General features: G+C 73.2%; 6 protein-coding genes. 2 read left to right on the plus strand and 4 right to left on the minus strand.

The annotated features are described in order from the left end of the window. A partial coding sequence (locus tag ACOV8S_RS00420; RefSeq protein ID WP_448315198.1) for an N-6 DNA methylase occupies positions 1–1,422 on the minus strand: 1,422 nt, incomplete at its 3' end. A gap of 208 nt (positions 1,423–1,630) precedes the next feature. Between ACOV8S_RS00420 and ACOV8S_RS00425 the strand changes: the two genes are divergently transcribed. Continuing rightward, on the plus strand, positions 1,631–2,407 hold the full coding sequence (locus tag ACOV8S_RS00425; RefSeq protein WP_448315199.1) for a hypothetical protein: 777 nt from the start codon (positions 1,631–1,633) through the stop codon (positions 2,405–2,407). A gap of 181 nt (positions 2,408–2,588) precedes the next feature. On the opposite strand, the gene ACOV8S_RS00430 is transcribed toward ACOV8S_RS00425, so the two are convergent. Next, positions 2,589–3,386 carry an HNH endonuclease family protein gene (locus ACOV8S_RS00430; RefSeq protein WP_448315201.1) on the minus strand — a complete coding sequence of 266 codons (798 nt, stop codon included), beginning with the start codon at positions 3,384–3,386 and terminating at the stop codon, positions 2,589–2,591. A gap of 107 nt (positions 3,387–3,493) precedes the next feature. After that, entirely contained in the window at positions 3,494–4,414 is a 921-nt protein-coding gene (locus ACOV8S_RS00435; protein ID WP_448315204.1) for an SCO6745 family protein, read from the minus strand. 113 nt (positions 4,415–4,527) lie between these two features. On the opposite strand from ACOV8S_RS00435, the gene ACOV8S_RS00440 reads away from it, so the two are divergent. Then, entirely contained in the window at positions 4,528–5,130 is a 603-nt protein-coding gene (locus tag ACOV8S_RS00440) for a TetR/AcrR family transcriptional regulator (RefSeq protein ID WP_448315206.1), read from the plus strand. A gap of 306 nt (positions 5,131–5,436) precedes the next feature. Here the strand turns inward: ACOV8S_RS00440 and mfd are convergent. Then, positions 5,437–8,873: transcription-repair coupling factor (gene mfd / locus ACOV8S_RS00445; protein ID WP_448315208.1), on the minus strand; the 3,437-nt coding region annotated here is incomplete at its 5' end.

Genomic DNA, 8,873 nt, shown 5'->3' on the forward strand with positions numbered 1-8,873 from the left:
GTGCCGGGCCGGGGTCAGGTCGACGTCGTCGTCCAGCAGGTCGATCACCGCGACCGCGCGAACCCGGCCGGGTTCCTCCGACACGTCACCGGCGCGGTCGAAGGACCGCCAGGCGTTCAGGGCGGTCTCGCGGACGTCGCGCCGGTCGGTCTCCGGGCGGCCCCCCGCGCCGCCGGCGGTGTCGACGAGCAGCAGCCGGGGCTGGGCCGGTGCGACGCCGGGGCGGCGCAGCACCCACAGGTGGAGCGGAAGGCTGTGCGGGGGCGCACTCCCGGCGGGCAGGGCGATCACCGCGCGCAGCGCGCCCCGGCGGAGCAGGTCGGCACGGATCCGGCGGCCGGAGCGGCGCGAGGCGGCGGCCGGCGGCATCAGCAGCACGGCGGTGCCGGTGTCCTTGAGCCGGGCGAGGGCGTGCTGGACCCAGGCCAGCTCGGACTCGGTGCGCGCGGGGAAGCCGTACTCCCAGCGGGGGTCGTAGGCGAGGTCCTCGTGGCCCCAGTTGCGCTCGTTGAACGGCGGATGGCACAGGACCGCGTCGGCCCGCACCGTGGAGAACGCGTCGGCCCGCAGCGTGTCGCCGGGGGCGGTGTGCACCGGGCCCGGGGTGTGCAGGGCGAGACGCAGGGCGGCGAGCGCGGCGAGCGCGGGGGCACTGTCCTGGCCGAGGAGTTCCGGTTCGGGGCGGGGCCGGGAGGCGGCGGCACGCAGCAGGGCGCCGGTACCGCAGGCCGGGTCGAGGACGACCCGGGGCGACGTGCGGTCGCCGTCGCCCCCGTCGCCGCCCGGCCCGGGGACGGTCTCGGCGAGGTCGGCCATCAACCCGGCCAGGTCGGGCGGGGTGAGGGCGTGGTGGCGGAGGTCGACGAACCGGTCGAGGAGGAACTCGTAGGTCTGGCGCGGGCCGCTCTCCGCGGCCAGTTCGGCCACGCCGCGCAACAGGGCCGCGGAGGGCAGGAGTTCGGGGCCGGTGGGCACCCGGACGGCCCGCGGGCCGCTCGGCGGGCCCGCCTCCGCGGAGGCCGGGCCGCCACCGAGGCGGCGGGTGACGGTCTGTTCGAGGTCCGCCGGCAGGAGGGCGGCGAGCCGTTCGTCGGAACCGGCGGCGATCTCCAGCCAGCGGGTGGGCCGCTCGTGCACCAGCAGCAGGACGCAGCCCGCCTGCACCAGAGCGGCGGCCGGGCTCTCGGGGTGCCCGGACACCTGCTGCCAGACCCGCTCCCGCAGCGGGACCTCGACCAGCTTCCCCTGCCGCCGCAGCCACTCCTCCACGTCCGCGAGGAGGAACGCCGGACTGCTCTCCGTGCCACCGACCGGCTTCGGGAAATCCCCGTGCCGGCGACGCCAGTTGCTGACCGCCGCCCGTCCCACACCGGCGAGCCGGGCGATGTCGGCGGCCGTCACCTCGGTCGCGTTGTCCTGCACCAGGCACTCCCCTCGGACGGCTTCGAGCAGAGCATAGCCATCTGGGCTCCTGGTTCACAGCGTGTACGGCCATCAATTTGTGAACCTGGTTGACCCCGTTCACACATTCATGTTGTCATGGTGTTGTTCGACCGGCCCGTGCAGTGCGTCGTCGCGGCCGCCGGGACACCTGCCGCTGTCTCCAGGACCTGAGAAGGAACCACCTGCCATGCGCTCTTCCACCCGTACCGCCGCCCGGCTGACCGCGGCCGCCGCCACCGCCGTTCTGCTCGTCACCGGCTGCCAGTCCGGCACGGACGCCAAGGACTCCAAGGGCTCGAAGGACTCCAAGGGCAGCGCCGGCCAGGAGGCCTTCGCGGGCCTGTCCGGCGAGCAGATCGCCGACAAGGCCGTGAAGGCCACCACGGACGCCGAGTCCCTGCGCTTCAAGGGTCTGGTGCCCGACGAGGAGACCGGCAAGACGATGGCCATGGACATCGCCATGGACAAGAAGGGCGCGTGCGCGGGGACCATCAGCCCTGAGGGCGAGGGCACCATGGAGATCATCAGCACCGAGAAGACGCTCTACATGAAGCTGGACGAGAAGTCCCTGCGCGCACAGAACAAGGACCAGGACGCGGCGACCCTCGACGCGATGGTCGACATGATCGGCGGCAAGTGGGCCAAGACCTCGGCCGACGGCGCAGGCGACGTGGCGGAGATGTGCAACCTCGACACCATCCTCGGGGAGCTCAAGACCGCGAGCACCGCGGGCTCCAAGCGCGGCAAGGAGACCGAGCTCGCCGGCACCCCGGCCTTCACCGTCACGGCGAAGGAGGGCAAGGGCTCCACCACGCTGTACGTCGCCACCGAGGGCGAGCCCTACCTGCTGCAGGTCGACACCACCGAGAGCGGCTCCCCGGCCTCCCTGAAGTTCAGCGACTACGGCAAGCCGGTCCCCACCGACGCCCCCAAGGGCAAGATCGTGGACCTCGACAACCTCTGAGTCACCCTCCCGGTCGTCGCACCGAAGTCGTCGCACCGGCCGCGGGGCCGTCCTCCGTCCACACGGGGGGCGGCCCCGCGGCCTGTTCGGTGGCCGTCACCGCGAACGCGCCAGGGCCGAGGCCGGCACCGACACCGGCACCGAGACCTGGGCCTGGGCCTGGGCCTGGGCCTGGATCGCGTCAGCCGCCGCACTGCTTGAGCATGGCCGCCTTGTCCGCCTTGGTCACCGGGAGTTCGTACTTCAGGGAGACCTGGGCGAAGCGCACCGCGTAGGCGCAGCGAATCTTCTTGCTCGGCGGGACCCAGGCCGCCGGGCCGGAGTCCCCCTTGGACGAGTTGGTGGGGCCGTCCACCGGCAGCAGGTTGAGCGGGTCGTTGGCGATGGCCTTCCGCTTGTCCTTCGACCAGCGGGAGGCGCCCATCTGCCAGTCGTAGGACAGCGCCATCACGTGGTCGATCTGCACCTCGGCGGCGTCCGCCTTGGCCCAGTCGATCTCCTTCCCTGTGTAGGGGTCCGCGAGCGTCATCTTCACGACCACGCAGTTCGAGCCGGAGCGGAACTCCAGCCCGTCCCCGTCCCGCTTCAGCAGGTCGTTGCGGGTGTCGCAGCCGTTGCGGGAGAAGGGGACGTCGGCGGTGTCCAGCCAGGCCTCGCCGAACTCGTCGCGGTCGTAGCCCGTCTTGGGGCCGCGGCCCTTCACGTCCACCTTCTCGATCAGGTCACGGGCCTTGGCGCGGTCGGCGTCCGAGGACACCACCGCGAGGCCCGGCTTGGTGCCGTCCGGGTTGTCGAGCGGGCTGACGGCCCGCCCCGCGGCCGCCGGCGGGCCGGTCGGCGAACCGGCGTGATCGGAGGGCGAGTTGTCGAGGGTGCCTTCCGGCACCTCGCACCCTGAGACCAATACCGCCGCCGCGCCGATCGCGGAAAGGACACCGAGGGCTCGTCGGCGGTCGCCGCCCGGCCTTCTGTTGCGCATAGTTCGCTACCTCCGGTCGTGTCGGAACTGCACGAACTGATGCGATCATGCCCCCGGTGGTAGCGGACATTCCGGCCCTCACTCGTACGAGTCGGCGACGGCCGGGCTCATACCTTGCCTATGCCCAGGGAGTTGTCGGCCGGCAGCAGGCCCGAGGCGATCACCGCCACCCAGAAGTCGCCCAGCAGATCGGCGAGTCGGGCGGTCTCCTGCGCGCCCGTCGCCCGCCAGGGCGCCGAGGCCAGCCGGTCGGTCTCCCGCTCGACACGCTCACGCAGCGCCCTGCCCGCCTCCGTGGCCGCCCCGCCCTCCGTCACCAGGCCGCGACCGGCCAGCCGGCTGCGCGCCGCCTCCCACTCCGGCGCACTCCACTCCCGACTGGCGAGGGTCTGCCGACTGGCGGCGCCGATCGCCTCGAAGGAGACCAGTGCCTCCACCGGGTCGAGCCCGGCCGCCATCAGCGCGGCCACATGACCGTCGCCCCGGTGCTCGCGCAGGATCGTCGCCGCCTGCCACAACTGGAGGTGGGGCTCGTCGGGCCACGGCAACTCGGCGTTGGCCGCGGCCAACGGCCTGCCGGCGAGGTCGGCGGCCTCGGCCGCGCGCCGGGCGAGCGCGGCGGCGGCGCGTATCTCCGGGCCGGCCACCCGCTCGCCGAACAGTGAGCGGTAGGTGCGGTCCACGCCGCGCAGCCGCGCCGCGAGGACCTCCTCCGGGCTCGCCACCCGCCACACGGCCGGCAGCTGCCGCTCCACCATCCGCGGGCTCATGCTGTAGAAGGCCGAGGCCGCGCGCACCGCGCCGACGGCTCCGAGCGGGGCGGCCCGGAAGGCGAAGTAGGCGGGCCACCGCTCCCGCACGTCGTAGCCCAGGGCGGCCGCCTCCTCGAAGGCCTCCGGGGCGTAGTAGAGCACCGCGTGCAGCGGCTCGAGGAGGTGCCAGATCCGGCGGACCTCGGCGGGGCCGACCTCTGCCGGGGCCGTTGTCGGGGCCGCCGCAGGGGCCGTGGTTCCGGTCTGCTCCGTCATGGGATGCCTCCACCGTCGGCGAGGGAAGAAGGGAAGAGCCTGAACTTGTCACTGTCCAGATTGGGCCCGCAGGAGGGAACTTGTCAATGACCAGATCGGAGTAACCTGGCCCCATGGTCACCACCCGCCCGACGCCGCCGGACCGCCCGTACCATCACGGCGACCTGCGGCGCGCGATCATGTCCGCCGCCCTGGAGGCCATCGCCGCCGAGGGCCCGGCGGCGCTGAGCCTGCGCGACCTCGCCCGCCGGGCCGGCGTCTCGCACGCCGCGCCCGCCCACCACTTCAAGGACCGCACGGGTCTGCTCACCGCCATCGCCGCCGAGGGGCACGAACTGCTCGCCGACGCCCTGCGCCGGGCGGACGACCTGCGCGAGGCAGGCGTGCGGTACGTCCGCTTCGCCCGGGAGCACCCGGCGCACTTCCAGGTGATGTTCAGCCCTCAGCTGCTGCGGCCCGAGGACGTCGAACTGGTCACCGCGCAGGCGCTCTCCGGCGCCGCGCTGCGGGACGCCGTGGCCGGGGTCCCGGACCGCGACCGTGGGGTGGAGGCCCGGCTGGCGGGCGTCGCCGCCTGGTCACTGGCCCACGGCTTCGCCACGCTGCTGCTGGCGCACAACCTCGACGACGCGCTCGGCGGAGGCGACCCCGAGGAGACGTTCCGCGAGCTCGCCACGACGCTGTTCCGGCCCGGCGGCGACGCGGACACGCCGTAGGTCCACCGACACGCCGCAGGGCCACGGACACGCCTTGGGCCGGCGGACACGCCGAAGACCCACGGACACCGCGACGCGCCGTGGGACCGCGGAGGCTGTACGGACACGGCGGCGCGCAGTGGGTCCGCGGATGAGGCGCGGTCACGGCAGAGGAAAGCGGGGACACGGCGGAGGGGCGGGCCGCCCGCCGCGCGCCACCCGCCCCTCCGTCACAGAGCACGTCCGTCCAGGACCCGCCTGTCCGGGCCCGCACCGACCCGGGCCGGCACCGACCCGGGACGCGTCCGCCCCGGGCGACCCGTCCGCCTAGGACAGCACCGTCGTCAGGAACTCCCCGGTCCAGGCCAGCAGTTCGCGTCCCGTCAGCGGCTTGCCGCCGATCTTCGCCGTCTTGGGCCGCGGTACCAGCACCTGCTGCGCCGTCGCCTTGATGACCGTCCCCGGGTACACCCGCTTGAGCCGCAGCTCCTGCGACTCCCGCAGGTCCACCGGAGCGAAGCGGATGTTGTTGCCCTGCAGCACGATCTCGCCCACTCCGCAGGACCGGGCCAGCATCCGCAGCCCCGCCACCAGCAGCAGGTTCTCCACCGGCTCCGGCAGCTTGCCGTACCGGTCCACCAGTTCCTCGCGGACCGCCGCGACGTCCTCCTCCGAGTTGGCGGAGGCGATGGAGCGGTACGCCTGCAGCCGCAGCCGCTCGCCCGGCGCGTAGTCGTGCGGGACGTGCGCGTCCACCGGCAGCTCGATCTTCACCTCCAGCGGCGGCGCCTCCTCGACCCCGCCCTCGAGGGAGGCCCGGTACTCGGCGACCGCCTCGCCGACCATCCGCACGTACAGGTCGAAGCCGACGCCCGCGATGTGACCGGACTGCTCGCCGCCGAGCAGGTTGCCCGCGCCGCGGATCTCCAGGTCCTTCATCGCCACGTACATGCCCGCGCCCAGGTCGGTGTGCTGGGCGATGGTCGCCAGCCGCTCGTGCGCGGTCTCGGTCAGCGGTTTCTCCGGCGGGTACAGGAAGTAGGCGTAGCCCCGCTCCCGGCCACGGCCGACCCGGCCGCGCAGCTGGTGCAGCTGGGAGAGGCCGAAGTTGTCGCCGCGCTCCACGATCAGCGTGTTGGCGTTGGCGATGTCGATGCCCGACTCCACGATCGTCGTGGAGACCAGCACGTCGAACCGCTTCTCCCAGAAGTCGACGACCACCTGCTCCAGTGCCTGCTCCGACATCTGGCCGTGCGCCGTCGCGATCCGCGCCTCGGGGACGATCTCCCGCAGCCGGGCCGCCGCCCGGTCGATCGACTCCACCCGGTTGTGGATGTAGAACACCTGGCCCTCGCGCAGCAGTTCACGCCGGATCGCCGCGCCGATCTGCCGCTCCTCGTACGGGCCGACGAAGGTGAGCACCGGGTGGCGCTCCTCCGGCGGGGTGGTGATCGTCGACATCTCGCGGATGCCGGTGACCGCCATCTCCAGGGTGCGCGGGATGGGCGTGGCGGACATGGTGAGCACGTCCACGTTGGCCCTCAGCTTCTTCAGCTGCTCCTTGTGCTCGACGCCGAACCGCTGCTCCTCGTCGACGACGACCAGGCCCAGATCCTTGAACTTGGTCTCCGACGAGAAGAGGCGATGGGTGCCGATGACGATGTCCACCGAGCCGTCGCGCAGCCCCTCCAGGGTCGCCTTGGACTCCGACTCCGACTGGAAGCGCGAGAGCGCCCGCACCTTCACCGGGAACTGCGCGTACCGCTCGCTGAAGGTGCCGAAGTGCTGCTGCACCAGCAGCGTGGTGGGCACCAGCACGGCGACCTGCTTGCCGTCCTGGACCGCCTTGAAGGCGGCGCGCACCGCGATCTCGGTCTTGCCGTAGCCGACGTCGCCGCAGATCAGGCGGTCCATCGGGACCGACTTCTCCATGTCGGCCTTCACCTCGGCGATGGTGGTGAGCTGGTCCGGCGTCTCCGCGTAGGGGAAGGCGTCCTCCAGCTCCCGCTGCCAGGGGGTGTCCGGGCCGAAGACGTGACCGGGTGCCGCCATGCGGGCGCTGTACAGCCTGATCAGGTCGGCGGCGATCTCCTTGACCGCCTTCTTCGCCCGCGCCTTCGTCTTCGTCCAGTCCGCGCCGCCCAGGCGGTGCAGGGTGGGCGCCTCGCCGCCGACGTACTTGGTGATCTGCTCCAGCTGGTCGGTCGGGATGTACAGCCGGTCGCCGGGCTGGCCCCGCTTGGCGGGGGCGTACTCGACCACCAGGTACTCGCGGGTCGCGCCCTGCACGGTGCGCTGCACCATCTCCAGGTAGCGGCCCACGCCGTGCTGCTCGTGCACGATGTGGTCGCCCGGCTCCAGGGTGAGCGGGTCGATCGCCTTGCGGCGGCGGGCCGGCATCTTCGCGCCGTCCCGGGTGGCGGTGCGCTGCCCGGACAGGTCGGTCTCGGTGAGCACGGCCAGCTTCAGCGCCGGATCCACGAAGCCGTACTCGACGCTGCCGCAGGAGACGTGCACCAGGGACGGCGTGAGCTCGGTGAGGTCCTTGTCGAGGCGGGCGGGAACGCCCTCGCCGCCGAGCACCTCGGTGATCCGGGCCGCCGGGCCGTGGCCCTCGGTGAGGAACGCGATGCGCCAGCCGTCGGCCACCCAGCCCTTGGTGTCCGCCAGCGCGCGGGCGGTGTCGCCGCGGTAGGTGTCGGGGGCGTGCATGCCGAGCTTGAGGGTGTCGGCGGTCGCGTCGTCCGAGAAGTCGCCGGTGATCTCGTCGGCGGCGAACGGCGAGACGGACCACCAGAGCATGTCGAGCTGACGGGCCCGGTCGCGAACGTCCGCCATCGACCACAGGGAGGCCGCGCCGACGTCGATCGGGGCCTCGCCGCCGCCTGCCGTCGCCGCCCAGGACGCCTGCAGGAACTCCTGCGAGGTCGCCACGAGGTCGGTGGCGCGGGTGCGGACCCGCTCGGGGTCGCAGACGACCGCCATCGAGCCCTTGGGGAGCACGTCGAGGAGCAGCTCCATGTCGTCGACGAGGACGGGGGCGAGGGACTCCATGCCCTCGACGGCGATGCCCTCGGCGATCTTGCCGAGCAGTTCGCCCAGCTCCGGGTGTTCCTCGGCCAGCTCGGCGGCCCGGCGGCGGACCTCGTCGGTCAGCAGCAGCTCGCGGCAGGGCGGGGCCCACAGGCCGTGCTCGGCGACCTCCAGCGACCGCTGGTCGGCCACCTTGAAGTAGCGGATCTCCTCGACGTCGTCGCCCCAGAACTCGATGCGGAGCGGGTGCTCCTCGGTCGGCGGGAAGACATCGAGGATGCCGCCGCGGACGGCGAACTCGCCACGGTTCTCGACCAGTTCGACGCGGCTGTACGCGGCGGCGGCGAGCGCCTCGACGATCTCGCCGAGGTCGGCCTGCTGTCCGCTCCGCAGGAAGACCGGCTCCAGGTCGCCGAGGCCCTTGACCTGCGGCTGCAGCACGGAGCGGACGGGCGCGACGACCACCTGGACGGGGCCCGCGCCCGGGTCGTCGGCGCGGGGGTGGGCGAGGCGGCGCAGCACGGCGAGGCGGCGGCCGACGGTGTCGCTGCGGGGGCTCAGCCGCTCGTGGGGCAGGGTCTCCCAGGACGGGTACTCCACGACGGCGTCCGGGTCGAGCAGCGAGCGCAGCGCGGCGGCCAGGTCCTCGGCCTCGCGGCCGGTCGCGGTCACCGCGAGGACGGTGCGGCCGGCGTCCCTGGCCAGGGCGGCCACCGCGAAGGGGCGGGCGG

This window comes from Streptomyces sp. CO7 (assembly GCF_053474865.1).